Source organism: Pseudoalteromonas piscicida (assembly GCF_002208135.1).
Classification (GTDB): domain Bacteria; phylum Pseudomonadota; class Gammaproteobacteria; order Enterobacterales; family Alteromonadaceae; genus Pseudoalteromonas; species Pseudoalteromonas piscicida_A.
In genome coordinates, this window is sequence record NZ_CP021646.1 from 3,818,210 (window position 1) to 3,844,512 (window position 26,303).

A 26,303-nucleotide genomic window follows, 5' to 3' on the forward strand; every position below is an offset into this window, starting at 1 on the left:
AATTTACATTAACGCTAATTTAACCGAGGCAAATCACTGGCCTTGGGCAATAACTATAAAATTAAGGGAACATCTATGTCATTTTTTAAATCACCATTAGCCATCGCTATTGGTGCTGCTGTGATTGGTTTGGCCCAGCCAGCCGTCGCTGACGATGCCATTACAGCCACGCAAGCAGAAGAAAAGTCAACCAAAGGCTGGGATGTGCTCAACCCACCTGGTGAAAAACAAACCATCACCATTGATACCAACGAAACCACATGGAGTAACTTAGATGTTAGTCCTGATGGTAAACACATCGTCTTTGATATGCTTGGCGACCTTTACATCATGCCAATTGCCGGTGGTAAAGCAACGGCATTAACATCGGACATGGGCTGGAACATTCAACCTAAGTTTTCGCCTGATGGCAAACACATCGCATTTATCTCCGATCGCGCAGGCGGTGATAACCTGTGGGTGATGGATGTAGATGGGCAAAATCTGCGTCAGGTGTCAAAAGAAGTAAATAATATCGTTCACAACCCGGCATGGTCACCTGATGGTCAATACATTGCAGTGAAGCAAGGTCAAGTAACGGGGCGTACCATCCCGGGCGGCTCTATTCGTATGTATCACATCAGCGGTGGTAAAGGCGTGTTGGTTCGCGAGCGTTTACATGGCGCAAAATCGCAAAAGAACGTTGCAGAGCCTGCTTTTTCTCACGATGGTAAGAAAATCTATTACTCAGTTGATGCTACCTCTGGCGTGCGCTGGGAATATAACAAAAACTCGCTCGACGCTGTTTTCGAAATTCGCAGTTGGGATTTAGCAACCGGTGAAGAAGAGACTGTGATCCGTGGTGCTGGCGGTGCTATTCGTCCAACCGTAAGTCCTGATGGTAAATCTATTGCGTTTGTTAAACGTGAAGATAACGGCAATGAAATGATCGGTGCTTTATATATTAAAGATTTACACTCGGGCGTCGAAACTCGTGTTTATGCCGGCCTTGATCGCGATTTACAAGAAGCAAATGGCGCACATGGTAACACGCCTTCTTTTGCTTACACACCAGATGGTAAATCCCTCGTTTTTTGGGCGAAAGGGGTATTCAACCGCGTCAATATTGCATCGCACGAGGTCAACGTCATCCCTACTCGCGTTGTCGCTGAAAAACAGATCACACCGGCACTGCGCTTTGCGGTAGATGTCGCGCCTGACACCTTTAAAGTCAAACTTGCACGCTGGTCTCAAATTTCTCCTGATGGTGAAACTGCACTATTCCAAGCGCTTGGCTACCTTTACGTAAAAGACATTGCGTCAGGTAAAGTAAAACGCCTCACTAAGCAAACCGACCACTTTGAGTTCTACCCAAGCTACTCTCGCGATGGTAAGTCTATCGTTTACACAACTTGGAATGATAAAGAATTAGGTGCTATACGTGTTGTTTCTGCAAGCGGTGGTAAAGGCAAAGTGATCACTAAAGAGCCTGGTCACTATATCTCACCAAGCTTTTCACCAAATGGCAAAAACGTGCTATTTAAAAAGGTAACCGGTGGCTACTTGCTCAGCGGTGACTGGTCAATGCATCCGGGGATTTATCTAGTTGATGCCAACGGCGGTGAAGCAAAACGCATTATTAAAAATGGCGATAACCCACACTTTGGGGCAGACTCAGAACGCATTTACTTCTCAACTATGAGTGATGAAACACACCGTGAACTAAAGAGTGTTAACCTCAATGGTCAAGAAGAACGTAGCCACTTCAAAGGCGATTATGTCTTCGACTTTAAAGTCTCTCCAAATGGCCAATACGTGGCATTTATCGAGCATTTCAATACGTTTGTTGCACCTTTCACCAGTACAGGTAAAACGTTGTCAATTAACAAGGGGGAGAAAGCTTTCCCAGTTAAGCAAGTGTCAAAGTACTCTGGTGACTTCCTAAATTGGAAAGCAGACAGCAGCGCGCTAACGTGGGCATTTGGTCCCACACTTTATCAGCGCAAATTGACTGATACTTTCGCTTTCGTTGATGGTGCATCTGACAACACTGACGAGCTAACGGCTGAAGGCATCGACTTAAGTTTTGAGCAAAAAGCAGATAAGCCAGAAGGTATGATTGCGCTAGTTGGCGGTAAAGTAGTGACCATGCGTAACGCCGAGAACGAACAAGAAATCATCGACAATGGTGTGATCCTAATCAAAGAGAACCGCATCGTTGCGGTAGGTAAGCAAGGAGAACTAGACATTCCTAGCACAGCTAAAGTAATGGATATTAGCGGTAAAACCGTGATCCCCGGCCTTATCGATGCCCACGCACATGGCAGTTACGGTAGCTATAACCTGCAGCCACAACAGAACTGGAACCAATATTCGAACCTCAGCTTTGGTGTGACGACTATCCATGATCCATCAAATAACTCTGCCGAGGTATTCTCTATGGCAGAATTACAAAGAACGGGATTAACAGTCGCGCCAAGAACCTATTCTGTTGGTCGTATTTTATATGCTGGCCACGCGCCGGGTTATAAGACACCAATCAGTAATCTTGAAGACGCTGAGTTCCACGTTAAACGCCTAAAAGACGCGGGTGCTATTTCAGTGAAGAGTTACAACCACCCTCGCCGAGAGACACGTCAGCAAGTATTAGAAGCGGCGAAGAACATGGAAATCATGGTTGTGCCTGAGGGTGGTTCAAAGTTCCAACACAACATGAACATGATAGTTGATGGTCACACCGGTGTTGAACACGCGCTACCGATCCCGAATATTTACTCTGATATCGAACAAATGTGGGGACAAACAAACGTTGGCTTTACTCCAACTTTCGTTGTTGCCTATGGCGGTATCTCTGGTGAAGAGTACTGGTACCAACACACTAATGTATGGGAAAACGAGCGTTTGATGAGCTTCGTCCCTGAGTATGTGGTAAAGCCGAGATCAATTCGTCCAAGCAAAGCACCTGAGCGTCACTATAATCATATCAATGTCGCTAAAACTGCGAAACAACTTCGCGATAAGGGAGTTACAGTGCATATCGGTGCTCATGGTCAACGTGAAGGTCTAGCAGCACATTGGGAATTATGGTCAATGGCGCAAGGCGGCTTTACACCTTGGCAGGCACTTCGCAGCGGCACAATCGATGGAGCTAGATACTTAGGTATGGACCGTGACCTTGGTACGATTGAACAAGGAAAACTAGCCGATCTTGCCATCATTGATGGTGACGTACTGTCAAATATTCGTGATTCTGAGAAAGTTGCCTACACCGTGATCAATGGCCGCATCTACGATGCCGCAACCATGAATGAAATCGGCAACTATGACAATAAACGTCAGCCTTTCTTCTTTGAAAATGGCGCGCAAACCCAAATGCATCCAGCAACTGCTGAGTACATGGAAGAAAAAGCCCATACCTATCATTGGAAACACTAACAGGTAGCACGATTGAAGAGTGAAACCTTACGTTTACAAGCCCGGCTATCTAGATAGCCGGGTTTTTTATTTTTTGTCTAGATCTTAACCAATACTGTTCTATGCTGTTATAGGTACTTCCATAGCAACAGGGAATTAGGTTATGTCTGGGTTTTCGCAATTCTTTAACTCTCTTAATTTAACTAAAAAGCTGATTTTTGCATTTCTAATCGTCGCGCTCGTGCCATTGATAGTGATTATTTCTATTGCACTCAATACCGCATCGAACGCCATGACAGCGCAAGTATATTCGCAACTTGGCGCCGTTAGTGAGATCAAAAAAAGCGCGGTTAATCGCTACTTTAAGACCGTTGAGTATAAACTCGATGCCTTTACGGCAAACCCATTGCTTCCAGTGATTACACAAGAGTTTGTTACCAGCTTTCCTAGTGCTCAGACCGATATTAACTATGCCAAATTATCTCGGTTTTATGATGAAGTATTTGTACCTAAGTTCAACCAAGAAAACACCGTAGATACCAGTACGACAAAGCTACTCGGTAATATTTCGGAATCAGGACTTACATTGCAAGCGCGCTATTTGGCCAGTAACCCCTACCCTGTTGGCGAGAAATATAAGCTCATTGAAACTGGACACTTAGATGATTATGACCTTGCTCATCGCAGTTACCATCAGTACATGCTTAATATCGCGGAAATTTATGAGTTTTACGATATCTTTATCATCGATCCAAGTAATGGAAACATTGTCTATTCTGTATTTAAAGAAGTCGATTTTGCGACGTCACTGGAATCCGGTCCGTATGCTAGTAGCAATCTAGCGTCCCTTTATCGAGAACTTAAAAATGCAACTGACCCGACAATCAGTGCCTTTGCAGACTACAAGCAATATCTCCCCTCTTATAATGCTCCCGCTAGTTTTATTGCCAAACCTATTGTAGTAAATGGCCAAACCGTTGCAATTGTGGCTGCACAGCTATCCATTGATGCCATCAATGCCATCATGACCGAGCGGGAAGGGTTAGGTAAGAGCGGTGAAACCTATCTAGTTGGCCCAGAAGGTTTGATGCGTTCAGATTCTTTCTTGGATCCACAAAATCACTCTGTAGTGAATTCATTTCGATACCCTGAGCGCGGTAAAGTAGCAACGTTTGCTGTCTCTCAAGCATTAAATAATCAATCTGGACAACAAGTCATTGAGGACTATAACGGCGAAACCGTGTTATCCGCCTATACTCCAGTAGAAGTCTTTAATACGCGCTGGGCGCTACTTGCTGAAATAGACGAAGCGGAAGCGTTTGCATCGGTCACCGCACTCTCTCAATACCTGATGGTTATTTTAGCGGTTACCATAGTGTTAGTGTTAATCGTCGCCTACTGGTTCTCAAAAACGCTCACCAAACCTGTTCACGAGTTGGTAGAAACCATGAAATCGGTGGAACAAGAAGGCAACTTTTCGTTGCGAGCCCCCATTCGTAGCCATGATGAGATAGGCAACAGTGCACAAGCATTTAATTCATTACTGGATGCCTTACAACTCTCTATCACTGAAGCTAACCGTGTCATGAATCAAATGGCCTCGGGCAAGTTTGACGACCGCATCAAAGTACCGTGTCGGGGGGAGCTAGAAACCCTAAAAGAAGCCACTAATCACTGCGCCAATACGTTAAGTCGAGCGATTTCTGAGCTGAATGAAATTTCCATTGATATGGCAAATGGTCGCTTCGATACAAAACTTAATGCCCCCATGTCTGGCGATTTAGAAAAGCTCAAAAATAATATTAACGATTCTTTGGCATCGATTAATTCGACAATGAACGGTATTGTTCATGTGATGACCAATATTGAGCAAGGTAACTTTAAGGAGCAAGTGACGATACCCGCTAAAGGCAAATTAGCGCAGCTCAAGGATTCGGTAAATAATTCCGTACGCAGCCTTAGCAGCGCGATTGACGGTATCAGCACGATTATGTCTGCACTACGCCAAGGCGACTTTTCTGCGCAACTTGATGCTCCACTCGCAGGCCAATTAGATACCTTAAAACAAGATATCAACTCCAGCATGGCAAACCTAGACAGAGTAATGAAAGAAATAGGCACTGTAATGGCTGGCGTCAGCAACGGCGACTTTAAACAACAAGTGGACGTGGCGGCAACGGGCCAACTCGCGCAACTTAAAGATAATATCAATGCTTCTGTCACCGCCGTTGATGTTGCAGTATCCGAAATCTCTACGGTGATGATGGCCATCAGCCATGGACGATTCGACCGTAACATTCAATCTGCGATGTCTGGCCAACTCGATAACCTTAAAAATGACATCAACCGTTCAGTCGAGAACCTCAACCAAGTCGTTGAAGAACTTGGTAGCGTGATGGGCGCCATGTCCGAAGGAGACTTTAGTCAGAAAATAGAGTTGCCACTACAAGGTCAATTACAACAGCTTAAAGAGAGTGTAAATGACTCGACCTTACAGGTCTCTGGCGCTATCTCCGAAGTCAGTAGTGTGTTGGCGAATGTTGCTCAAGGCGACTTAAGTAACCAAGTAAACGGTGAATATTTTGGTGTATTTAAGTCTCTTCAGAATGACACCAACACCACAATTAAAAAGCTCACCAGTGTAATTGAAGGGATCCAAGCCGCAGCAAATTACGTTGCTCAAAGTGCCGGTGAAATAGCGGCGAGTAACACTGAAATCAGCCAACGCACAGAAGAGCAAGCAGCAAACTTAGAAGAAGCTAGTGCTAGTACTGGCAATATGTTAGATGAACTCACTAAGGTTTCAAACCAATCAGGTGATGCCGTAGGACTGGCAACAAACGCAGAAAATATAGCCAAAGAAGGAGGCTGTTTATCTGCTCAAACCGTGGCAGCGATAATTGAGGTGAACAAAGCCAGTAAAGACATTAATGAGATTGTATCGGTGATTGATGGACTTGCGTTTCAAACCAACCTGCTGGCGCTAAATGCCGCGGTTGAAGCGGCACGAGCGGGCGAAAATGGCCGTGGCTTTGCAGTCGTTGCAAACGAAGTACGAGAGCTGGCAGGGCGCAGCGCCGCCTCAGCAAAGCAAATTAAAGAAATTATCTCTAACAGTAATCAGAAGGTAGAGCAAGGGACTGAACTTGCCAATAGCTCTGGTGAAAAGCTGCAACAAATCGTTGGTGCGGTGAGTGATGTCAATAACAACATCATTAAAATCAATGAGTCGACTTCAATGCAGCAGCAAGCCATTAAAGAAGTGGATTTGGTGGTGCAAAGGCTGACAGATCTTATCCAAGAAAACTCGGCAATTACCGAAGAAACGATGGCGGCTGCGAGACAAATGGCCGAGCAAGCCCAAGAAATGCGCGCTCAATTGAGCTACTTCCGTTTATCAAAAAAAGATTACAGCGCCATCGACGGAGAAGGTGAATTGCTTGTACATCAATATAATGCATCTTAGGGCCTGTTGATCTTTGATAATTAAATCATGCCCAACCAAGCCTTTTAGTTGGGCATTTGCTGCTTACCAATGTGTATTATGCCAACGTAAATTTATCAGCATCGAAGTGAACTGGGAATTTAGCTTTGTACTGCTGCAAGTCGCTCAATTTTAACTCTACAGTAATAACCTCAACTTGGTTATCGCGTGCCGAAGCGAGACTATTACCATTGAAGTCAATGGCTTTGGTGCCGCCGTTATGCGCAGTGCCATACCCATCTTCTCCTACGCGGTTTACCGCAAGCACAAAGCACTGATTCTCAATTGCACGAGCTGTCAGTAAAGTATCCCAATGATTTCGGCGAGCAGCCGGCCAGTTGGCAATGTTAATCATCACATCATAGTCATTTTGGTTACGCTGAAATACTGGGAAACGTAAGTCATAGCAGATCTGCGGTAAGAATTTAATGCCCTTTAATTCGAACACTTCACGGTGCTCACCTGCAACCACAAAATCTCCTTCATTACCCAAACAGAATAAATGTCTTTTGTTATATTGAAGTATCTCTCCATCCGGCTGGCACCACACCATACGGTTGGCCTTTTTACCTCCTTGCGGAATCAGTACGCTGCCCGCTACAACAGCCTGAAAGCGCTGAGCACATTGCTGTAAAAACTCGATGGCTGCATCAGCATAGTGTTCAACGCCCTGCTCTTTTACAGCAAAGCCGGTAGCAAATGTTTCTGGTAACAAAATTAAATCGCTTGGCTCAACACTTTCTAGCAAACGTTCAATATGCGTAAAGTTGGCCTCGGGTGAAAGCCACTGGATATCCGTTTGAACTAGGGTAACGGTTAAAGTTGACATAAACGTTTTGCAGCCTCTTCTAATGTCTGGTTTTCCTTAGCAAAGCATAATCGAATGACTTTGTCTTCAGGTGCTTGTTGGTAAAAAACGCTGAGTGGCACTGCCGCAACCCCGACTTCTTCCACCAGATAGCGACAAAAGGCAACATCATCAAGATCAGAAATTTTACTGTAATCCAAAAGCAAGAAATAAGTCCCTTCACTTGGTAATAGCGTAAATCGGCTTGATGCTAACGCCTTAACCAGTACATCGCGTTTTTGTTGGTAAAACGCACTCAGTTCATCAACGTGTTCGGGTTGTTCAGCAAGCATATCTGCCAGTGCAAGCTGTGCCGGGGTGAAGCTTGAAAACGTTACATACTGATGGATCTTTCTAAACTCAACAGTCATTTTCCTTGGCGCTACACAGTAGCCCATTTTCCAGCCTGTACTATGAAAGGTTTTACCAAAACTAGAGATCACAAACGCACGCTCAAACAGTGCTGGATCAGCTAATGCACTCAGATGGGGCAGGCCATCAAAGGTAATATGCTCGTATACTTCATCACTGATCAATAACAAGTCATGCTGATTGAGCAGCTGTTTCAGTTGCTCTAAATCTGACGGCTTCAGCGTTTTAGCCGACGGGTTATGCGGTGTATTGATGATAATAGCACGGGTACTTGGGTTGATACTCGCTGCAACTTTTTGCCAATCAATTTGGTAATGCGGCGCAGTCAATGCAATATGCACGGCTTTCCCGCCAGCAAGTTCAATTGCAGGCTCATAAGAGTCGTAAGCCGGATCGAATACAATAACTTCGTCCCCTTCAGATACTATTGCCTGAATTGCCACGAAGAGTGCTTCCGTTGCGCCCGAGGTCACCGTAACCTGTTCTGGTCCTGAAACACTCACCTGATAACGACGTTCAATTAATGCCGCAACTTGTGCTTGCAAGCTCGGTACGCCGGCAGAAGGCGAATACTGGTTTTGACCTTCGCGAACATAGTGGCTCAGTTGTGATTTGAGGTAATCAGGCGCATCAAACTCCGGAAAGCCTTGCGATAAGTTGATCGCACCATGCTCGTTCGCTAATGCCGTCATTTGGCTAAAGATACTAATTCCAACCTGAGGTAACTTACTTTTCACTACAACACTCTCTTTCTTATGGTGCTAATCGTGAGTGGATGCTATCATTGCTCAAAATAGATGTATAGCCGTCCAAACGCATTTAATTTATAGGTGTAAACTATGCACACACAAGCCGCAAAACTCGCGCTTATCGAAGCAGGTGCTTGGGTTGCTCAGCAAGGCTGGGTTCCCGCGACTGGTGGTAATTTCTCTATCAAAACAGACTCTGGCTTTGTTGTCACGGCCAGCGGCTTTGATAAAGGTAAATTAACACCAGAACAATTTCTGGAATTAGACGCCACAGGCACCATCATTGCCGGTAGTGGCAAGCCTTCAGCCGAAACCGCATTGCACCTAAAATTATATGAATTATGCGTGGGTGCACAGTGTATATTACACACTCACTCCGTTGCTGCGACGGTATTATCACGATTTATTCAAGGCAATCAATTTCAGATCAGTGGTTATGAAATGCAAAAGTCACTGTCTGGTATTCAATCGCATGAAGAAACCTTATCCATTGCTATTTTTGATAACGATCAGGATATAGAGCAACTAGCACAGCGCGTGGCGCAATCTCATCAAACTACACCGGTTATACATGGTGTATTGATCCGAGGTCACGGGTTATACGCAGTGGGCCGTACAGTACAAGAAACTCGTCGTCATATTGAGGGCTTAGAGTTTTTATTTGCCTGCGAATTAGAACGCATCAAATTGGAGGGGCGTCAATGATCAAAGCCATTTTAACGGACATTGAAGGGACAATTACCCGCATCTCATTTGTAAAAGAGATACTATTCCCATATGCCGCAGCGCATTTGCCGCAATTTATTCGCGACCATCAGCAGGACGCCGCCGTTGCCGAGCAAATTCGTGCCGTCAGAGCAGAATTGGGTAATGCAGACGCTGATATTGGTACCGTGATTGCCGCGCTACTTGAGTGGATCGCCGCTGATAAAAAAATCACGCCATTAAAACAGCTACAGGGTCTCATTTGGCAATTTGGCTACACAAACGGCGATTTTACTGGACACTTGTATGAAGATGCCTACCAGTTTTTAACACAACAAAAAGCGAATAGCCGCAACCTCTACGTGTATTCGTCAGGTTCAGTGAAAGCGCAGCAGCTACTTTTTGCGCACTCAGACTATGGTGACATTCGCCCGCTATTTAGTGACTACTTTGATACTAAAGTGGGTGCTAAGCAGGAAGTTTCGGCGTATCAGAATATTATTACAGCCCTACCGTACGAAGCGGAGCAAATTCTCTTTTTAAGCGATGTCGTCGCGGAGTTAGACGCAGCAAAAGCCGCAGGTATGAAAACCTTGCAGTTATTTAGAGATGCGCAAGCAACCTCACCTGAGCATCCAGTTATATCAAGTTTTGATCATTTTGATGAAGGGGCATTTTTATGAGTCAACTGACTATCTACCAGGTACAGAATCCAAGCCAAGCTTTACAACAAGAGCAAGACGCAAACATCATCGCATCTTTGCTCGCAGAGCATGGTGTACGCTTTGAACAATGGCAGACTAGCACCGATATCACAGCAGCAATGTCACAAAACGACATTATTAATGCCTACCAGAGTGATATTGAAAGACTAAAAGCGCAAGGCGGTTATCAAACCGTCGACGTGATTTCGCTCGCAAAGGGCAACCCTAATGCCGCAGAGTTGCGACAAAAATTTCTTTTTGAACATACTCATAGCGAAGATGAAGTGCGTTTTTTTGTTAAAGGACAAGGACTATTCTGCTTACACTTAAACGATAAGGTTTATCAAGTTTTATGTCAGCAAGGCGACTTAATCTCTGTGCCAGAAAATACGCCTCATTGGTTCGATATGGGTAGCGATCCAGAATTTACAGCCATTCGCCTATTCAATAACCAAGAAGGTTGGGTTGCGAAAAGCACGGACTCTGAAATTGCAAAACAGTTTCCCTTACTTGATTAATTAAAGTCTATAAATACTCACAGTGTTAACGAAGCACTGTGGGTGCTCGCTTATGCATGCTAGGCTCACAACCTTCAACAAAATACACACCTATATGGTTATCACGATAAGCATGATTATATTTACCGAAAAAGTCTGCCTGAAACTTAAATCCAGCGTTATCTAACTCAATCAAAAGTTTATCTACGACATCCCAGGACATTGTCAGTGGTGAAAAAAGCAGAGTATTTGTGTGCATACCAGTTGGAATTTCGGCCTCAGAGGACGATATAACTAAGCTATCTGTCGCATCGATAAACAGTTGTTCAAACACCTGAGGGGGGCAACTTGCCACTATATGGATGTAGGTTTTTTGCGGGTGAATAGAGTGGCAACCGCATAAGGCCAGTACAACCACACCTATAATGAACCATCGCTTCATTAGCGACTTTCCTTACTTCGAAATTCCCATAGTAGAGTAGCATGTCCCTAAAACTAAAATGAAGGTTTTGTGACCATGCAATAACAGGAAACTGTTAATTTCTAAGGATATAAGTAATAACATCTGAATATTATTTTAAAATCTTTGATAATATCGCAATTCGTATATCCGCCTTTCTGATCACTAATTTGGTATTTTCATGGTTCTTGAAGCAACACACTCAAAGTATATTGATATAGGATGTTGGCAACTTAATACCGCAACACAAACCATCAACAACAAACACGAGCGCAAAGAACTTGAGCCTCTACTGTTTAAAACACTAATGTACTTTATTGATAACCAAGAGCGGATCATAACGCGAAAGGAACTTGCTGAACATGTTTGGCAACTTAACTTTGTTGACGACAATACAATTAACCGAGTCATTTTCGAGTTAAGGAAACAGTTGGCTTGTGATCTGCAGCCTCAACCAACGATAAAAACTCACTATCGCAAAGGCTACAGCTTTACGATACCTGAGCCTGAACCGATTGAGCTATCTAGTAAAACGTTTGACACCACAGCAAACAGCGAAGCGAGCAAGACTTACCGAGTGCGAATACTCTGTGGCACCATAATTGCGCTCGTCGCTTTGGCCACCGTGCTATATTTCGCAACAAGACAAACTTTTCAGGTGGAAATCACAACTCAAACGCAGCCATCAGCTGAAGTTTTCCAAAACCAAATACTGTCTTGGTATCGAGGTCATCATGGCAAACTATATAACTCACCGGATCAACGTTACCTAGCATATAATTTTAAAGCTGATACTAATGAAGTTGAGGCTTTAGGAGAGGTAAGGCTCATGGATCTGACCACCCAACATGAAAGAGCACTTAGCCTACCAAGTGGCAGCAGCATTTTAGGTTGGTCAGCTGACAGTGCGTGGATTTATTACTTATACCGCTCTGAAGTTGAAGGGGAAAACCCTATCTGCGAATATCGCCGCCACCAGTTATCTCCAAAAATAGGCGCTCATGACCAGTTACTATTTAGCTGTGCTGGCGGCCTAATTAACGCACTGTTTGATTTTGGAAAAGACCGCCTGATATATAGCCGTCGAGGCTATTTAGACATACCAAACCTAGGCGCTATTTATAGTTATGATCTGAAAAAACAACAAGAAACTAGAGTCACAACACCAAGTAATCATGGTTTTGGTGATCAGCTATTAGCAATTATCCCTGAGTCACACCAGCTGATTTTTACTCGTAATATCGGTGATAAAGTTGAGCTACTGGTGACCACTTCAACAGGCCAAAAGACCCTAAAATTGGCAGAGTTCCCGCATTTGCTATGGGCTGCGAACTGGAATGCCAAGCAAAAAAGTGTGCTGTGGTTTGATCACAACACCAATGAGATCAAACGCTATTCCATGCAAAGTTTAATGGAACTGCCCGCCGTAAAAGTTGCGGTCGAACCCACCTCGTACATTTTGCCAATGTCAGAAAACCAATTGCTCATGACGACCTACGGCTACGACCATGACAGCTATGTCATCGATCTTAATACGGGTAAATCAACTCTCTTTGCCAAACCAAATATTTACGAAGTGATCATGGCTTACCTTGGAGATAATGAATTCGCCTACAATGATTCTATTTTCAAAACTGTAGAATCTTACGGGGTCATGCATATCGACTCAAGCCATCGATATTCACCCATAGCTGCATTAAGTTTGGGCTATTACATCATTGACTCCGATCCAAGCAATCAGCAAATACTCGTCAAACATGTCGCCAACAAACAAGCTGAAGTGAGAGATTGGAAGTCTCTTGATGTGTTATTAACTCTGCCCGATAACGAACAGAATGGTGGTACTCGGCTTGGCGGAAATAAGGTTGCTCAACTGCGGGCCCACGAGGTAACAGATGACAAAATCATTGAACTCGTTTTTCTGAATAACAAAAATAGCAAGACCATAACGGTTGACGATATCGTGAGCATTGATTGGTACGACGACCATCACCTAGTAACCTTATCAAGTAACAGGGATATTTCGCTACTGAATATAGAAACCACTCAGGTGACTCCTTTGATAACTGGAGCCGAACTTGCAAAACGCATCAATGACGTAAAAATAAGACCGATGATTACAGCAGCGAATGGTGCGGTCTACCTCTATAATCGGCAATATGTATATCAGCTCGATGCGAACCGACAAATAACTACCATCTTAGATATCAATGCCAGTGTAAACGCCGAATCTAGCATTTACTACCTTGATGCTCATGGTGACAAATTACTGATTTCTTACCTCACGAGATATCACAATGAGATAAAGCTATATCGGCGTTAAATAAACAAAGCGCACATACTCCTTTTTACTTAAGTAGTTGAATTACTTAATCACAATTCAACGCAATAAAATGGCGAGCTCAATAAGCTCGCCATGGTTGGGATCAATTATATTACGCTGCTCTACTGAATAGTCAGCTGTTTTACAGTGAAGCCTTTGCCCTCAAGTTGCTTGCTTAGCGTGTTCGTATCACCAACAACAACATAGGTCATCTCGGCTGGAGTAAAGTACTTGCTTGCCAGCTGATTAAGCTCCTTTTTTCCAACTGTTTCAATTGTTTTAGCTCGGACATCAACAATACCAGCATCAACATTATGAGCATGCATCATCGCAAAGAAGTTTAATTTTGCCGCTGGCGTTTCGTATTTCAGTGCATCTCTTTGTGCGATTGAATTTCTTGTGAATTGAATTTCTTCATCAGTTAAACCGTGTTCGTTAATCTTGCTAAGCTCTTGTTGGATTTCTTTCAGCGCATCAGCAACGTTCGCTGCATTGATGCCAGAAGAGATAACAAACTGACCTGCGTCACCATACCCAGAGAAGTGTCCTCCGATACCATATGTATATCCTTTGTTTTCACGCAAGTTCTGATTCACGCGACTGTTAAAGCTACCGGAGAAGGCAAAGTTCATTATTTGACTTTTAAAGTGCTCCGCCGTTAAATCTTCTGCAACAGCATGACGTGCAACACGGATCTGGACCTGAGGTGCATTCTCTTTATGCACCAAGTACACGATATTACCGTCGAGGGCAGCAAACTTAGGTGCTGCCATGGCCAGCTCTCCTTTTCCTTGCCACTGTGATAACGCAACAGTTAATGTAGACATCAATTTCGGCTCTGCTACATCAGATACGATTGATAATTTACTACCTTGTGGACGAATTTGTTGTGCGTAGAAAGATTTAACGTCTGCAAGTTCAATAGCCGCGAGCTCTGCTTGAGACGGTAACCAAGGTTTACTGTAGTTTCCTTCTTGGTACATCACCTGAGATAATGCGCTATCTGCCAAAAATTTTGCGCTATCGCGTTCAGATTTACTATATTCTGAAACCATGCTTTTAACTCGCGCGAAGTCTGACTCCGAAAACTTTGGTTGTAACAACTTTTCTGACAAGATATCTAGTGTCGCGGTTAAGTTCTTACTTAATGTGGATAGCTTAATCTCAATATATTCAGACTTCGCTTCGAATGTGATTTCAGCACCTAATTTTGCCAATTGCTGTGCCAGCTCTGACGGCGTATGTTCTGTTGTCGCTTGCCCCAACATCTCCACCGTTAACAGTGCAACCCCAGCTTTGTTCTCAGGGTCATATAAACGACCAGCGGGGATCTGTAGTAGTAATGTTGTGGTTGGCGTTTCGGTATCAAATGCGCCTAATACGTCTATGCCATTTTCAGTTTTAGCTTGCCATAAATCTGGCAATGTAATTGGCTTTGCGACACCAGCCTGCGGTTTAATACTGCGGTCAAAACTATCAGTAATCGAGGGAAGTTGTACCTCGCCCGGTACTTCTTCAAATGCTTTAGGCTCATAGAACTTCGGCGTATAGTTGTCTTGCTGCACGATAAGTTCTGGTTTTCCTTTTGGTACAATACTCAATACAACATTCGCTTTATTATCGATATACTGCTCAAAAATACGTTTTATATCTTTAACTTTCAGTGCCTTAATACTTGCAAGTTGTTGCGTCAGGAAGTCTGGATTGTCATGGAAAGTCTCAAATTTAGCCAGCATAGAAACTTTACCCTCCACGCTCTGCAGCGCTCTCACAATCTCTGCTTCTCTTTTAGTAATAAAAAGATCAACATCTTCTTGAGTCAGTTTATTTTGAATATAGTCTGCAACTAGCTCGTCAATACGCTTATCCAAGCGAGCCAACGTCTCCCCCCCTACCGGATGAGGAAGTGCGCCAAAGGCCATTTGACAAGATAATTCAAAGCATTGATGCCATGCAAATGCAGCGACAGCTTTTTGCGTATCAACCAATTCACGATACAGCACTGAACTTTCACCTTGCCCAGCAAAATAACCAATCGCATCTAATGCAGCTTCGTCTTTATGTCCCATATAAACCGTTGGATATACTTTTCTAAGCATCGGCAGCGATACATTATCTTCATACGAGACATAACGAGACTCAGCTAATGTACCAGGTTGCTTTGCCGCATCCGAAACAGCTTCCCCTTTTGGAATAGAGCCAAAGTACTTCTGTACTAGTGGCAAAACTTCATCTGGAGTTACAGCACCACCAATTGTCAACGTCGCATTATTTGGTCCATACCAACGTTTAAAAAAGGCTTTTAAATCATTTGAATTCGCACGATTTAAATCAGACATATAGCCAATCGGCATCCATGAATAGGGGTGACCATATTCATATAAAGCCTGATGCAGCTTTTCAAAAGCCTGTCCATAAGGGACATTGTCATATCGCATCATGCGCTCATTTTTTACCGCGGCGCGTTGTATCTCAAACTTTTCTTGAGTAATGCCTTGAGCAAAGAATCCCATACGGTCCGCTTCTAACCAAAGCATCTTCTCTAATTGATTCACCGGCACTGTTTGGAAGTAGTTTGTTCTGTCTGTACTGGTCGTTGCATTTAACTTACCACCCGCTTCCGTCACTATTTTAAAGTGCTCTTCGTCAGCTACATGCTTTGAGCCTTGGAACATCATATGTTCAAATAAATGTGCAAATCCTGATTTACCTATTTCTTCACGAGCAGAGCCAACATGATAAGTTACATCTACATGAACTAATGGGTCTGAATGATCTTCATGAAGAATAACCGTCAAACCGTTATCGAGTTCGAACTTTTGATAAGCGATCCCAATATCACCGTTCTCAATGTTTTTTTGTTCCACTAGCGCAGCACCGGCATACTTTGACGCATCGGAAGATTGAAATTGACTACAGCCGTTCAGTGTTGCGGCCATCATAACTGCGATTGCAACTTTATTTAAAAGCATAAAAAATCCTTACGTTTATTTTATAATTTGGCGTTTATCTCGTATGGAACGCAGCTCAAAACGTTCAGCGCTCCTCGTTGTTGACGACAAGATTACGAGCCAAAAAAATTTAAGTCGCTTATTGAGTTATCATGAATTTATTTATTTTTATTAGCTTTTAAATCAGCGAGTTACAAATCTAATGAAATTATTTTTTCGTCATTGAAACAACAAGTAGTGAATGCTAGGTAGCGATAACAATGTTGGTGTGGCGTTTTATATGATTGACCTAGACGATACGAGTCAATTACCTGAGCTTTAGATAAAAACTTAACGGCTGCAGGGCTCGGTAGTCGACTTGCTCAGCTCAAGTCAGGAAGTATTGAAGGTGTTTGTTGTGAGGTAAAATAGCCAGCATCAATTACTGGCTATTGTTGTATTTAAAAACTATAACTGCAGAGGTTTTTCTAGGAATGCGAGCACTTGCTTAAAGTATTTAAGACGATGTTCCGGTTTATAGAAACCATGCCCTTCATCTTCAAGTAAGTAATACTGATAAGGCTTATCAGCCTTTTTCAGTGCATCAATTAAAGATTCCGCTTGTTCAATTGGCGCTCTTTGGTCCTCACCACCATGTACGATAAGGACTGGAACCTTAAGCTTATCGACATTATAGCTTGGAGAAAATACTTTTAACTGCTTTTCATCGGTGCCAAGTACACGTTCTAAATATACGACCCCTGAACTACGCTGAGCAATATCACCTTCTTCAAACATCAGTGGTAAATCGTATACACCAACAACACCAACTGCGCATTGGAATAAGTCGGGTTCTAATATTGCGCTTTGCAATGCCGAATAACCACCGAAGCTCGCTCCCATAATACAAATCCGATTTTTATCAGCGATACCTTTAGAGATTAAGTCACGGGTTCCATCAATGATGTCATATTGAATTTCTTTGCCCCACTTTCTATAGCCAAGTACTTCAAATACATCTCCATAACCACCGGATCCTCTAAAGTTAACTTGTAACACAGCCATTCCTCTGCTCGCAAGCATTTGTACTTCAGGGTCAAACTGCCAATAATCTCTTAGCCCATGAGGTCCACCATGAGGCATAACAATCAGTGGAAGGTTTTTCTTTTCTGCGTTTATTGGTGTTGTTAGATATCCATGAATAGTGAGTCCATCACGGCTTGTGAATTTAACCGGCTCGACTGTAGACATTTGATTTGGTTTAATCCAGCCTCTTGCAGAGGCAAGATATTTCATCTTGTTGGCTTTACTATCATAAAGGTAATAATCCCCAGGATTGGTATCGCTGCTTGCGAATACAATCACTTGTCCACCATCTCTCGTACTACTTACAATACGTATTTGATTTCCAGGGATCGAGGCTATCAGAGACTTTAGACGTTGACTCCAATCAGCACTTTCATCAATAAATGCATAGGTAGGATATCCGGGGTCTAGTTCAATAGCGAAAGGGGATTTATCAATCGGATCTATCCATACTTTTGTTGGATCAACCACTTTATCTTGAAAAACATGAGTGAGTTTTTTGCTTGCTAAGCCTAATTTATAGAAAGCCATGGGCTCACCAGCCGTTGATGCTGAAAGATAAACTGACGTTCCAGTTTTATCGAATCCATGCATCCAGAAATCATCTAAGTTGTTTTCTAATGTGAGCTCTGCCCATTTTGAGTCTGCTTCTTCACGGATGAAAACTAATGAATTGCCATCATCATCCTCAGACACAACGGCGCGAACCTCTCCTTGGTGATCGGTCAAAAAGCGCCCCATTTTTCTTGGAGAATTTGTCACTTTGCGCCTGACACCAGTATGAACGTTGACCTCGTAAACTCGTGTGGTAGGCTCTTTCGAGCCTGTCCAAGGATAGGTCACAATCAACATCTTGTCTTCGTCATTGACCAAAGGGTCAAGAATGTAAGATGTGCCATACAGCGGGGTAGCTTTGCGCAAACGAGACCCCGTTTGTCCCTCACCTTGGTAACCCACTAAATACTTACCACGGCTTCCATCTACATTTACGCCGAATAACTCACCATGAAACTCAGGGTGATCTTTCCAGCCTCTTATATATTCCTTTTCTAATACTACACGGTCATCATTCACCCATTCATAGCGGCCAATTTGAGCATTGTCATTGAATCGCACGGCATGAATGAGTTTGAATTTATCAAGTTGTAAAAAACCTAATGTGTTTTTACCTTCCCTTTTTGTGATAAAGCTAAGATATTCTCCGTTAGGTGATATCTTTACATCGGAAAACTCACTACCTTTACTAAACGACTCTAGCGGTATTTCCTGTTTAGCGAATGCCTTAGCAGCTAAGGGCAACAACATCAAAGCAATAAACTTCTTCATCCTGTTTTACTTTCTCCATTTATATCGAAGCACAAAATGGGTACATTTTAACAAGATTTTGAATGTACTAGAAGTTAAAGTAATTACAAATTTTTAACTTTGTGAAAATACACCTTGGGCAACCTCATCACCCGTAAACAACCCCGTATCCAACACCCATCCGGTGATCAAACTCGCTGGTGTAACATCGAATGCTGGGTTGTATACCTCAGCATTGTTGGGTGCCCATTGGCAATCACCAAAACTACCACTGACACCTGTTACTTCGCTTTTGGCGCGTTGTTCAATTGGAATGGCTGCGCCGTTTGGACAGCTGCTATCTAAAGTTGTGATTGGGGCGACCACATAAAAAGGAATATTATGGAAATGAGCTAACACCGCTAGATTATAAGTGCCGACTTTATTAGCAAAATCACCGTTTGCCGCAATCCTATCTGCCCCCACAAAGATTTTATCAACTTTACCCGCCGCCATTAAACTCGCAGCCATATTGTCACAAATTAGCGTGTAAGGGATTTGCCATGCATCTAGTTCAAACGCGGTAAGCCTACCACCTTGCAACAGCGGTCTAGTCTCATCAACCCAAACATGAATGTCACCATGTTGTTTTGCAGCATGATGAATTACGCCAAGTGCGGTGCCTACACCTGCCGTTGCCAGCGCGCCAGTATTACAGTGGGTAAGAATATTGTCTCCCGCATTCACAAGCTCCGCACCTATGTTTGCCATACGGTCGCATAACGCAGTGTCTTCTTCAAATAACTGTTCAGCGGTTGTGATCACTTGTTGTTGCCAATCATTCGCTTGTAACGCTTCACGCAATCTTGCCATGCAGTGCATTAAATTCACCGCTGTAGGGCGCGTTGCTTCAAGTTCATCTATCGAGCGGGCAATGGTGTCTTTACCTTCTCCCTGTTCGGCAAGATAACCAATTAACAAACTTGCCGCTAAACCGATAAGCGGAGCGCCGCGAACCTTAAGTGTCAGAATTAGCTCGCTCATCGTCGCAACGTCGCGGCATTCATGCCACACCTGTTGATGTGGCAGTAAGTATTGATCCAATACCTGTACCACGCCCGATTCAAATTTAAGACTACGTGCAATTAAGGTTTTCATGACATCCCGCTCTTTCAAAGTGTACTAATGATATTTTACACCAAGCCCTAAAGAAGTATAGACATCTAAACATTTAAAAATATAGAATGCTAATAGCAAATATCCACAAGGTGCAGAAACATGTCGAGCTACATTGAATTTGATGCAGAAAAAGTCATTGATTACATTACTAATTTAGGAAGCTTCTTTGATAAAGATGCAACTTTATCTTGTTATGAGTTTGGTGATGGCAATCTTAATTTGGTTTTCCGCGTGCAAGATACGCAAAAAAATAGCATCATCGTCAAACAAGCTTTGCCGTACGCCCGATGTGTGGGTGAGAGCTGGCCGCTTACGTTAGACAGAGCCAGAATTGAAGCTAGTGTGTTACAGCGCCATGGTGAAATCTGCCCAGATACCACAGCAAAAGTGCTGCATCATAATGCGGAGTTAGCACTAACCGTGTTGGAAGATCTTGGTCATCTACACATTTTGCGCGGTGAACTAAACCAAGCAAACACCTTTGAAAAGCTCAGCAAAGACATCGCAAATTACCTAGCAAAAACCAGCTTTTACCACTCAAGTTTTTACTTAACACCGAGTGAAAAAAAATCTCTAGTCACCGAGTTTACTAATCCGGAACTTTGTTCAATCACAGAAGATCTATTCTTTGACGACCCATACCGTGATGCGGAAAGAAACAACTTTCCAGCTGCGCTGCAACCGTCTGTGGAAATGCTAAGAAAAAATAAGACGTTATTATTTGAAGTGGCGAAGCTCAAAGCCCAATTTCTCAATTCGCCAGAAACCTTACTTCACGGCGATGTCCATACAGGTAGTATTTTCGTCGACGCCGAGCACACTAAGCTAATCGATCCTGAGTTTGGCTTTTTTGGCCCAATTGGCTTTGATTTAGGCTCATTTATCGGCAATTTATTGCTTAACTACTGCGCCCAACATGCTCGCATCAGCGCTCTGCCAAAACGTCGAAATATGCAGGTGTATTTACTCGATAGTATCGCCACCACCCTATCTAACTTCTATGTCACTTGGCTTGAACTGGCGAAAACACAAACACGCGACCTGTCGTTGCAAGCAGATGGCTACGCGGAATACTTCCTCACTAAAGTATTGCAAGACGCGGTTGGTTATTGTGGTTGTGAATTGATCCGCCGCACCATTGGCCTCGCGCATGTTGCAGACATAGATGCGATTGAAGATGAAGACGCGCGTTTAGCGGTACAACAGCGAGCACTACACTTAGGTGAACAGCTCATCATCAATGCCAATAAATGCCAAACGACCGATGATGTGTACCAGCTTATTATTAGTTTTGTAAACTAGCCTAAACTAAACTAAGCTTAGGCTAACAAAAAGATAAAAGCCCAAGGTCACTACTTTGGGCTTTTTAGTGAGCGTAACTAACCTGAGGCTTGGACAAAAAATTAGTTAACTAATTGTTTTTAATAACATTTAATCATTCCCTTATCTAGCCAGAGCGTTTTGGGGATAACACTGCTTCCACATCCTGCTAACGCTAAGGTACCTACATCCTGTAGGCAAGGCGAATTTACGCATCAATAGCTGGCTATTGGTGCGTAAATTCAACGCGGTTAGCGCTAAAACTGGTTGCTAGAACGTTATTAATTATCCGAATCTCAGGTTAACTACTTACGTGCTTGATTCATTGTGGCTTCAATATATTTATCGATTTGGTCTTCAAGTACGAACAAAGGTACGGAACCATGACGCAAGATTTGATGGTGGAATTCACGTATATCAAACTGATCGCCAAGTGCCTTCTCTGCTTTGCGACGCAAGCGCTTAATGGTTAGCTCACCGATTTTGTATGACAGTGCTTGTGCCGGCCAAGAGATATAACGATCAGTCTCCGTTTTAACGTTATGTAAAGACAATGCAGTGTTGTCTTTCATAAAGTTCATCGCTTTCTCGCGGCTCCAACCAAACATATGCATGCCTGTGTCTACAACCAAACGAGCGGCTCGCCACATCTCATAGGTTAAGCGACCAAAATCACTGTAAGGGTCTTGATAGAAACCCGCTTCGATACCCAAGAATTCAGAATATAACCCCCACCCTTCACCAAAAGCTGAAATGTATTCGTTGCGACGATATTCCGGTAGGTAATCAAGCTCGGCATTCAAGGAGATCTGCAAATGGTGACCAGGCACGGCCTCATGTAGAGTCAATGCTTCCAATACATATAACGGGCGCTTATCCAGCGCGTAGGTATTTACCCAATAATAACCTGCATCAGTATCACTGCGTGCCCCGAATAACGCCCTGTCGTGTATTTAGGCGCAATGCTCGCAGGCACTGGGGCGACACCGTATGGCTTTCTTGGTAATGTATGGAATAGCTTAGGTAGCTGGGCATCCATCTTCTTTGCTATATATGCAGCTTCTTTAAGTAACGCTTCAGGGGTTTTAGCATAAAACTGTGGATCGGTTCTTAAGAACTGCACAAAGTCAGCAAAAGATCCTTAAAGCCTACTTTTTTAATAATTTTTTCCATCTCCGCACGGATCCGAGCCACCTCCTTGAGACCGAGCTCGTGGATCTCCTTAGGCGTCATATTTGTGGTGGTGTAGTATTTCGCACGATTCGCGTAAAACGCCTCACCATTTGGTGTCGAAGAAATGCCAATTTCAGTTCTAGCCGCTGGACGATACTCATTGACAAAGAAATTAAGGTAATCTTGATATGCAGCGATCACATCACCTTGAATAATCTCTTTGGCACGCTGTTGCAGCGCTTTAAATTCGGCATCAGGCAAACTCGCTTGGTTTTGTGTAAATGGGCCATAAAACTCGGATTTTGTCACATCATCAACGATATAAGCTTCGATAGAGCTTTCATAACCCTCAAGCACAGCTTTCGGCTGAGTCAGACCAACCGCCATACCTTCCTTCATCCAGTCGATATTTTGTTTAAAATAACGGGGAACCTGCTGCAAACGTGCTAAATATAGCTCGTAACCAGCACGTTTTTTAAAGTCATGACTCGAGATCATAAAAGACAGACCTGAATGAAAACCATATTCTGAAGTTAGCGGCATATAGTGGCTATGAAAGCGATATTCATCGACGTTATTCTGCACTTGCGCACGCAATATCGTGAGATTAATTTGATTTTCCTCACTTAACGCTGAAGTGTCGATATTATCGAGCTGCGCTAAAAACTGTAGGCGCTGCTGATTTGAGGTCGCCAACTTTTCTGCGCTGAGATTTGGCAGTAGAAACTCTGCTTTTGTATCATTGCGGCCATAGGCATTGTTATCACTTCTAAATTTCATAACGCTGCCAGCTATTTGAGTAAACTCAGTATTATTGTCACTTCCAGTAATAGCACAACCAGATAAGGCGACAGTTAAATAAACGGCGACGCTTGAACGCTTAGTCCACAGCTTTAATTTTGGTGATAACACGCTGACTTCCTCAATACTTTGTTGTTACTCAGCTCGCAGTAAAATAGTCAAAAGATAATGATTATCCGTCGTTCTGAGCTTTTGTTATGGTGAAATGAACTTTCTGCTAGTCAAAGTAGGAGAGTCAGGTAGCAGATGCAACTTAATTCGACAGAATCACGAATATCTCAGATCGAATACTATTTACTCAACCTAGTAAAAATTGATGAGAAAATCAGCAATTCAACAAAAAAATGTAAATTTTCTATTTCAAAGACAAATTTTTTACTTTTAAATTCGGACGATACAGATTAATGTAGGTCTAGTGCAATTAGGACAAGAGTTACACCGAAGGAGTTGGTGGTAGTTCATTAACGTTTGATAATTAATTGTTGTGGTAAATGAAATGATATTCCATGATCCCATGGCTGTTGCCCAAGAAAAAATGACACAGGTGTGCCTGTTTTTAGAGCAACATCATTTGCCGCCTACGCCTTTAAATTATCAGGTCGCTTATACCCATATTAGCGCCATGAACAAAGATCTCGACGGTGCCATCAATAAAGCCATCAAAGCGCATACTAAAATAGACAGCGTATTCATTGAACAGCTCTACTATCAGTTTCTAGATCAAGGTCAAAAAACGCAATCCGAATTGCTTGAGGGTGTCGACTCCTTAGTCACTGAATTACACGAAAATGCAGAAAACTCAAAAAAGCAGGTAATTCGCTTTGCCCAACAAGTCAGTCAATGTGTACATAATTTAGATGAACACAACATTCAAAAGAGTAAGCGCGCACTATCAACACTCACCAAACAAACTGAGCTATTGCTAAAACAGCATAAACAATTTAAACAAGCGTTAATAAAATCACGTTTAGATTATGAACGTAATCAAAAGTTACTAATCGACTTGCGTAAACAGCATTTATTAGACCCACAAACGGGTCTTTATAAGCGTCACTATCTTCATCAAAAAGTTTCGCTATGGCAATCACAGCAAAAGTCCGTCTGTGCGCTTTCTATCCAAATTGATAATCTTAACGAGTTTTCGGCGCGGTTTGGTGATGTTGTGGGTGAAGTTGTACTTAATCGTATCGCTAATAATATCAAACGTTATGTCGTTGAAAGCGGCTTACCAGGTCGTACAGGGAAAAAAGAATTCACGGTTATCCTTGCTGATGTAGACTTAGATACCGCGAATGTCATTGCGGAAAAAGTACGTAAAGGTGTTGAACGATTAAAGTTTGTCAGTGCGAAAGGGAAAATTCCATTACCCAATGTGTCTCTGGCACTTGGAATAGCCCAACTTGCGCCAGAGCAAGACTTTAATGTGTTGGCAAAACGCGCAGGATATGCTGCACAGAAAGCGCAATCTCTCGGCCAACACTGCTATATTAGTCACTGATCCGCAATATCCTCTTTTGTTTGCATTTTCAACAATACAACACGGATAAGAAATTGCACCCACAGCTACCAATCAAGTACACTAGCAAGCATAGTTGCAGAGTAATGATGGAACCCACATGAAAGAGTCACAAGACAATACTACCCACTTTGGATACAAAACAGTCGAGACCGACAAAAAAGCCTCTATGGTTGCAGACGTATTTCATTCTGTAGCGGCAAAATACGACATCATGAATGATCTGATGTCATTCGGTATCCATCGTTTGTGGAAGCGTCAAACTATTGCCTGCTCAGGTGTACGCGCTGGTCACAAAGTACTTGATCTTGCTGGTGGTACGGGTGACTTAACCGCAAGGTTTAGTGAGTTAGTTGGTGATAAAGGACAAGTTGTTTTAGGTGATATTAACGACTCTATGCTAAAAGTTGGGCGCGAGAAACTACGTGACTCAGGACTTGTAGGCAATATCGAATACGTTCAAATGAACGCAGAAATGCTGCCATTTGACGATAATACTTTTGATGTCATCACGATTGCCTTTGGTTTACGTAACGTAACCGATAAAGATAAAGCATTGCGCTCAATGTACAGGGTGCTAAAACCAGGTGGACGTTTATTGGTACTTGAATTTTCAAAGACCGATAACGAGGCACTGGCAAAGCTGTATGACATGTATTCATTTACACTACTTCCTGCAATGGGCAAATTAGTTGCGAACGACAGTGAGTCTTATCGCTACCTTGCCGAATCTATTCGCATGCACCCAGATCAAGAAACGCTAAAATCCATGATGGATGAAGCCGGTTTTGAACAAACTGACTATCAAAATATGACCGGAGGCATCGTCGCCCTTCATCGCGGCTTTAAATTCTAGGAGTTGCTGTGTTAGCTTCATTACTTGGCGCCGTACTCGAGACGGCTTTAAACAAAGGCCTCGAACTCTCGCCTGAGCTAAAGCGTGTGCTAAGTAAAGGCCAACACAAAGTGCTCAGTGTTGATATTCGAGATCAGAATACTTGTTTAGCTGTTACTTACACAGGCATTAACATTCACGTGTTATGCCCTTTTGATGGCGAAGCCGATTGTTCAATTAGTGCCGATTTACCTACCTTGCTTGAACTCAAAGACCCGAGCCAACTCACTGCGCTTATCCGCCAAGATAAGCTCGATCTTGAAGGCGATTTGTCGCTCGCACAGCTCTATAGTAATGCATTGGCGACACTTGATATTGATTGGGCGGAGCACCTTGCCAAATATGTCGGTGATGCCCCCGCACAAATTATCGTAGATACCTTTCATAAGTTAGCACATCGCGCAAAGCAAGATGGGCAGGTAGCCAAGGCAACACTAACAGGGTTATTTCAAGATGAGTTGAAGGTAGCTCCCCACCCGCTCGAGTTTCAACAGTTTAAGCAGCAAGTGAGAACACTAAACAATCAAGTCGAAAGCTTAAATCAACGCCTCAGTGCATTACTTCAGCAAAACAAAGGAAATTAGG

16 protein-coding genes and 1 pseudogene are annotated in these 26,303 nt (G+C 43.1%); 10 read left to right on the forward strand and 7 right to left on the reverse strand.

Features of this window, described 5'->3' with window-relative positions; translation table 11 throughout:
- Positions 1–75 precede the first annotated feature (75 nt).
- The gene (locus B1L02_RS17530) at positions 76–3,414 is read left to right on the forward strand and encodes an amidohydrolase family protein (RefSeq protein WP_088532042.1); all 3,339 of its coding nucleotides are present in this window, start codon (positions 76–78) and stop codon (positions 3,412–3,414) included.
- A 142-nt stretch (positions 3,415–3,556) separates the two neighbouring features.
- Complete coding sequence (locus B1L02_RS17535) at positions 3,557–6,859, forward strand: methyl-accepting chemotaxis protein (protein ID WP_088532043.1); 3,303 nt, start codon at positions 3,557–3,559, stop codon at positions 6,857–6,859.
- A gap of 76 nt (positions 6,860–6,935) precedes the next feature.
- On the opposite strand, the gene B1L02_RS17540 is transcribed toward B1L02_RS17535, so the two are convergent.
- Both B1L02_RS17540 and B1L02_RS17545 read right to left on the reverse strand, forming a co-directional pair.
- Positions 6,936–7,706: an amidohydrolase gene (locus B1L02_RS17540; protein ID WP_088532044.1), complete on the reverse strand. Its 771-nt coding sequence runs from the start codon at positions 7,704–7,706 to the stop codon at positions 6,936–6,938.
- The gene (locus B1L02_RS17545; protein ID WP_088532045.1) at positions 7,694–8,833 is read right to left on the reverse strand and encodes a methionine aminotransferase; all 1,140 of its coding nucleotides are present in this window, start codon (positions 8,831–8,833) and stop codon (positions 7,694–7,696) included. The genes B1L02_RS17540 and B1L02_RS17545 overlap by 13 nt, the downstream gene beginning before the upstream one ends.
- A 102-nt stretch (positions 8,834–8,935) precedes the next feature.
- On the opposite strand from B1L02_RS17545, the gene B1L02_RS17550 reads away from it, so the two are divergent.
- From B1L02_RS17550 to B1L02_RS17560, 3 genes are read left to right on the forward strand one after another with little or no spacing between them, the layout of a single operon-like run.
- Entirely contained in the window at positions 8,936–9,550 is a 615-nt protein-coding gene (locus B1L02_RS17550; protein WP_088532046.1) for a methylthioribulose 1-phosphate dehydratase, read from the forward strand.
- Complete coding sequence (mtnC, locus tag B1L02_RS17555) at positions 9,547–10,233, forward strand: acireductone synthase (protein WP_088532047.1); 687 nt, start codon at positions 9,547–9,549, stop codon at positions 10,231–10,233. Before B1L02_RS17550 ends, mtnC begins: the two co-directional genes overlap by 4 nt.
- The gene (locus B1L02_RS17560) at positions 10,230–10,772 is read left to right on the forward strand and encodes a 1,2-dihydroxy-3-keto-5-methylthiopentene dioxygenase (RefSeq protein WP_088532048.1); all 543 of its coding nucleotides are present in this window, start codon (positions 10,230–10,232) and stop codon (positions 10,770–10,772) included. The genes mtnC and B1L02_RS17560 overlap by 4 nt, the downstream gene beginning before the upstream one ends.
- A gap of 25 nt (positions 10,773–10,797) precedes the next feature.
- On the opposite strand, the gene B1L02_RS17565 is transcribed toward B1L02_RS17560, so the two are convergent.
- Positions 10,798–11,193, reverse strand: a complete 396-nt coding sequence (locus B1L02_RS17565; protein ID WP_088532049.1) for a hypothetical protein — start codon at positions 11,191–11,193, stop codon at positions 10,798–10,800.
- Between the two features lie 199 nt (positions 11,194–11,392).
- Here B1L02_RS17565 and B1L02_RS17570 point away from each other — a divergent pair, with 199 nt between their 5' ends.
- Positions 11,393–13,534 carry a winged helix-turn-helix domain-containing protein gene (locus B1L02_RS17570; RefSeq protein ID WP_088532050.1) on the forward strand — a complete coding sequence of 714 codons (2,142 nt, stop codon included), beginning with the start codon at positions 11,393–11,395 and terminating at the stop codon, positions 13,532–13,534.
- Positions 13,535–13,656: 122 nt separating this feature from the next.
- On the opposite strand, the gene B1L02_RS17575 is transcribed toward B1L02_RS17570, so the two are convergent.
- The 3 genes from B1L02_RS17575 to mtnA form a co-directional block, all read right to left on the reverse strand.
- A complete protein-coding gene (locus tag B1L02_RS17575) occupies positions 13,657–16,506 on the reverse strand; it encodes a M16 family metallopeptidase (RefSeq protein ID WP_088532051.1) in 2,850 nt (949 codons plus the stop codon).
- A 426-nt stretch (positions 16,507–16,932) separates the two neighbouring features.
- On the reverse strand, positions 16,933–18,876 hold the full coding sequence (locus B1L02_RS17580; RefSeq protein ID WP_088532052.1) for an alpha/beta hydrolase family protein: 1,944 nt from the start codon (positions 18,874–18,876) through the stop codon (positions 16,933–16,935).
- Positions 18,877–18,969: 93 nt separating this feature from the next.
- Positions 18,970–19,992 carry an S-methyl-5-thioribose-1-phosphate isomerase gene (gene mtnA / locus B1L02_RS17585; protein ID WP_088532053.1) on the reverse strand — a complete coding sequence of 341 codons (1,023 nt, stop codon included), beginning with the start codon at positions 19,990–19,992 and terminating at the stop codon, positions 18,970–18,972.
- 120 nt (positions 19,993–20,112) lie between these two features.
- Between mtnA and mtnK the strand changes: the two genes are divergently transcribed.
- Positions 20,113–21,315 (forward strand): S-methyl-5-thioribose kinase, encoded by a 1,203-nt coding sequence (gene mtnK / locus B1L02_RS17590; protein WP_088532054.1) that lies wholly within the window; start codon positions 20,113–20,115, stop codon positions 21,313–21,315.
- A 323-nt stretch (positions 21,316–21,638) separates the two neighbouring features.
- Here the strand turns inward: mtnK and B1L02_RS17595 are convergent.
- A pseudogene (locus tag B1L02_RS17595) lies at positions 21,639–23,418 on the reverse strand (DUF885 domain-containing protein).
- Between the two features lie 385 nt (positions 23,419–23,803).
- Here B1L02_RS17595 and B1L02_RS17600 point away from each other — a divergent pair.
- The 3 genes from B1L02_RS17600 to B1L02_RS17610 all read left to right on the forward strand — a co-directional run bounded on the left by B1L02_RS17600 (position 23,804) and on the right by B1L02_RS17610 (position 26,302).
- Positions 23,804–24,805, forward strand: a complete 1,002-nt coding sequence (locus B1L02_RS17600; protein WP_088532055.1) for a GGDEF domain-containing protein — start codon at positions 23,804–23,806, stop codon at positions 24,803–24,805.
- 118 nt (positions 24,806–24,923) lie between these two features.
- On the forward strand, positions 24,924–25,679 hold the full coding sequence (ubiE, locus tag B1L02_RS17605) for a bifunctional demethylmenaquinone methyltransferase/2-methoxy-6-polyprenyl-1,4-benzoquinol methylase UbiE (RefSeq protein ID WP_010376465.1): 756 nt from the start codon (positions 24,924–24,926) through the stop codon (positions 25,677–25,679).
- 8 nt (positions 25,680–25,687) lie between these two features.
- The gene (locus tag B1L02_RS17610) at positions 25,688–26,302 is read left to right on the forward strand and encodes a ubiquinone biosynthesis accessory factor UbiJ (protein WP_088532056.1); all 615 of its coding nucleotides are present in this window, start codon (positions 25,688–25,690) and stop codon (positions 26,300–26,302) included.
- Position 26,303 lies beyond the last annotated feature (1 nt).

What these genes read in the sequence shown, in the direction of transcription:
- B1L02_RS17530 (WP_088532042.1), top strand. Translation starts at nt 76, where the DNA reads ATGTCATTTTTTAAATCACCATTAGCCATCGCTATTGGTGCTGCTGTG.
- B1L02_RS17535 (WP_088532043.1), top strand. Translation starts at nt 3,557, where the DNA reads ATGTCTGGGTTTTCGCAATTCTTTAACTCTCTTAATTTAACTAAAAAG.
- B1L02_RS17540 (WP_088532044.1), bottom strand. Translation starts at nt 7,706, where the DNA reads ATGTCAACTTTAACCGTTACCCTAGTTCAAACGGATATCCAGTGGCTT.
- B1L02_RS17550 (WP_088532046.1), top strand. Translation starts at nt 8,936, where the DNA reads ATGCACACACAAGCCGCAAAACTCGCGCTTATCGAAGCAGGTGCTTGG.
- mtnC (WP_088532047.1), top strand. Translation starts at nt 9,547, where the DNA reads ATGATCAAAGCCATTTTAACGGACATTGAAGGGACAATTACCCGCATC.
- B1L02_RS17560 (WP_088532048.1), top strand. Translation starts at nt 10,230, where the DNA reads ATGAGTCAACTGACTATCTACCAGGTACAGAATCCAAGCCAAGCTTTA.
- B1L02_RS17565 (WP_088532049.1), bottom strand. Translation starts at nt 11,193, where the DNA reads ATGAAGCGATGGTTCATTATAGGTGTGGTTGTACTGGCCTTATGCGGT.
- B1L02_RS17570 (WP_088532050.1), top strand. Translation starts at nt 11,393, where the DNA reads ATGGTTCTTGAAGCAACACACTCAAAGTATATTGATATAGGATGTTGG.
- B1L02_RS17575 (WP_088532051.1), bottom strand. Translation starts at nt 16,506, where the DNA reads ATGCTTTTAAATAAAGTTGCAATCGCAGTTATGATGGCCGCAACACTG.
- B1L02_RS17580 (WP_088532052.1), bottom strand. Translation starts at nt 18,876, where the DNA reads ATGAAGAAGTTTATTGCTTTGATGTTGTTGCCCTTAGCTGCTAAGGCA.
- mtnA (WP_088532053.1), bottom strand. Translation starts at nt 19,992, where the DNA reads ATGAAAACCTTAATTGCACGTAGTCTTAAATTTGAATCGGGCGTGGTA.
- mtnK (WP_088532054.1), top strand. Translation starts at nt 20,113, where the DNA reads ATGTCGAGCTACATTGAATTTGATGCAGAAAAAGTCATTGATTACATT.
- B1L02_RS17600 (WP_088532055.1), top strand. Translation starts at nt 23,804, where the DNA reads ATGATATTCCATGATCCCATGGCTGTTGCCCAAGAAAAAATGACACAG.
- ubiE (WP_010376465.1), top strand. Translation starts at nt 24,924, where the DNA reads ATGAAAGAGTCACAAGACAATACTACCCACTTTGGATACAAAACAGTC.